General features: G+C 61.2%; 3 protein-coding genes. 1 reads left to right on the forward strand and 2 read right to left on the reverse strand.

What is annotated here, in order from left to right:
- A partial coding sequence (locus tag ACOI7Z_RS27020) for an NAD(P)-binding domain-containing protein (RefSeq protein WP_032723123.1) occupies nucleotides 1-516 on the reverse strand: 516 nt, incomplete at its 3' end.
- Nucleotides 517-777: 261 nt separating this feature from the next.
- Between ACOI7Z_RS27020 and ACOI7Z_RS27025 the strand changes: the two genes are divergently transcribed.
- Entirely contained in the window at nucleotides 778-1539 is a 762-nt protein-coding gene (locus ACOI7Z_RS27025; RefSeq protein ID WP_002210513.1) for a DeoR/GlpR family DNA-binding transcription regulator, read from the forward strand.
- Nucleotides 1540-1559: 20 nt separating this feature from the next.
- On the opposite strand, the gene ACOI7Z_RS27030 is transcribed toward ACOI7Z_RS27025, so the two are convergent.
- Nucleotides 1560-2420, reverse strand: a complete 861-nt coding sequence (locus ACOI7Z_RS27030; protein ID WP_002904004.1) for an extended-spectrum class A beta-lactamase SHV-12 — start codon at nucleotides 2418-2420, stop codon at nucleotides 1560-1562.
- Nucleotides 2421-2493 lie beyond the last annotated feature (73 nt).

Genomic DNA, 2493 nt, shown 5'->3' on the forward strand with positions numbered 1-2493 from the left:
GCCAAGACCAATGTCGCTCCCGATGCGGTAGACTTTGCCGGCCACGGCGTCCAGCACCGGCGCGAGTCGGGCAAAGGCGGCATCGCTCCCGGAGGCCATCACCGTCATGTCGCCGGCGGCCGCTTTCACGGCGCCGCCCGATACCGGCGCGTCGAGCATCAATAGCTGGTACTCCGCCAGCGCCTCGGCAATGGCCTGAGCATCGGCGGAGGCGATGGTGGACGACACCATCACGACGGTGCCCGGCTTCAGATGGGCGGCGAGGCCGCTCTCGCCGAACAGGATCCCCCGCACCTGGGCGGCATTGACCACCAGCAGCACAACTGCATCCAGTTCCGCGGCGAACGGCACCGCGCTGGGGCCCGCGCCTTTGGCGCCCGCCGCCAGCAGTGCGCGACAGTTGTCGGGATTGATGTCAACGCCCCAGGTGTTCAGGCCCGCCTGCAGGCAGGCGCGGGCGGCGCCCATGCCCATTGAACCCAGTCCAATCACGCAGACGTTAGTGTGTGCAGCCATGCTGGTCTCCTTGTGAACATTAGTTAATTAATGTGATTTAATGATAGAATAAAGCGTTATCATGTGAATTTATGTGAGAGTTATCACGAATAACCCACATGAATATAAAAAATTCACAGGCGGAAAGAGGCTGCACAGCGGCGATTCTTGCCCTAAAATAGCGTAAAAAACAGCGGCAAAGCGCGATAACAACACCGGGTGTCGCCAGGGCCGTAGCCTGGGTGGTGACGCCTGGTGTGAAAAAATGGTAAGGGGAGAGCGGTGATTCCAATAGAACGACATCAGCGTATTTTAGCCCTGGTGGAGCAGCGTGGGGCGGTAAGCATTAACGAGCTGACGGAGATCCTCGGCGTGTCCCATATGACCATCCGTCGGGACGTCAGTAAACTGGAGGAGCAGGGGCTGCTGGTCAGCGTCTCGGGCGGCGTACGCGCCGTCAGCCGGCTGGCCGCGGAACCCAGTCATCTGGTGAAAAGCACGCTGCAGAGTGAGGAGAAACAGGCGATCGGCGCGCTGGCGGCGAGTCATATCGCTAAAAACAGTTGCATCTATCTGGATGCCGGGACTACCACCCTGGCGCTGGCGCGGGCGATCCTCGACCGGAACGATCTCCAGGTGGTCACCAATGATTTTGAGATAACCCAGCTGCTGATCGATGCCAGCCAGTGCGGCGTGATCCACACCGGCGGCACTCTGTGCCGGGAGAACCGCTCCTGCGTGGGCGAATCGGCGGCGCGTACGTTACGCCACCTGGCTATCGATACGGCCTTTATCTCCGCCAGCGGCTGGGACAGTCGCGGGATATTCACCCCTGATGAGAACAAGGTTACCGTCAAGGAGACCGTCAGCCAGGTCAGCGCGAGAAGCATCCTGCTGTGCGACAGTTCGAAATACAATCAGGTGGCCACGTTTATGGCGTTACCTTTGACCCGGTTCACCACCATCATTACCGACCGGCATCTTTCCGATGCCGCCGCCAGTCATATCGCCCGGCACGCCTGCGAGGTGCTGCGGGCCGGATAACGCGCGCGGCCACCGCCGGCTTAGCGTTGCCAGTGCTCGATCAGCGCCGCGCCGATCCCGGCGATTTGCTGATTTCGCTCGGCCATGCTCGCCGGCGTATCCCGCAGATAAATCACCACAATGCGCTCTGCTTTGTTATTCGGGCCAAGCAGGGCGACAATCCCGCGCGCACCCCGCTTGCTAGCTCCGGTCTTATCGGCGATAAACCAGCCCGCCGGCAGCACGGAGCGGATCAACGGTCCGGCGACCCGATCGTCCACCATCCACTGCAGCAGCTGCCGTTGCGAACGGGCGCTCAGACGCTGGCTGGTCAGCAGCTTGCGCAGGGTCGCGGCCATGCTGGCCGGGGTAGTGGTGTCGCGGGCGTCGCCGGGAAGCGCCTCATTCAGTTCCGTTTCCCAGCGGTCAAGGCGGGTGACGTTGTCGCCGATCTGGCGCAAAAAGGCAGTCAATCCTGCGGGGCCGCCGACGGTGGCCAGCAGCAGATTGGCGGCGCTGTTATCGCTCATGGTAATGGCGGCGGCGCAGAGTTCGCCGACCGTCATGCCGTCGGCAAGGTGTTTTTCGCTGACCGGCGAGTAGTCCACCAGATCCTGCTGGCGATAGTGGATCTTTCGCTCCAGCTGTTCGTCACCGGCATCCACCCGCGCCAGCACTGCGCCGCAGAGCACTACTTTAAAGGTGCTCATCATGGGAAAGCGTTCATCGGCGCGCCAGGCGGTCAGCGTGCGGCCGCTGGCCAGATCCATTTCTATCATGCCTACGCGGCCCGACAGCTGGCTTTCGCTTTGTTTAATTTGCTCAAGCGGCTGCGGGCTGGCGTGTACCGCCAGCGGCAGGGTGGCTAACAGGGAGATAATACACAGGCGAATATAACGCATAACCACAATACATCCTTGAGTGAAGGCCGATAAAGGCGAGTAAAGAAGCGACAAATAAGAATAACCCGGCGTT

Source organism: Klebsiella sp. C283, from assembly GCF_048822555.1.
GTDB lineage: Bacteria > Pseudomonadota > Gammaproteobacteria > Enterobacterales > Enterobacteriaceae > Klebsiella > Klebsiella quasipneumoniae.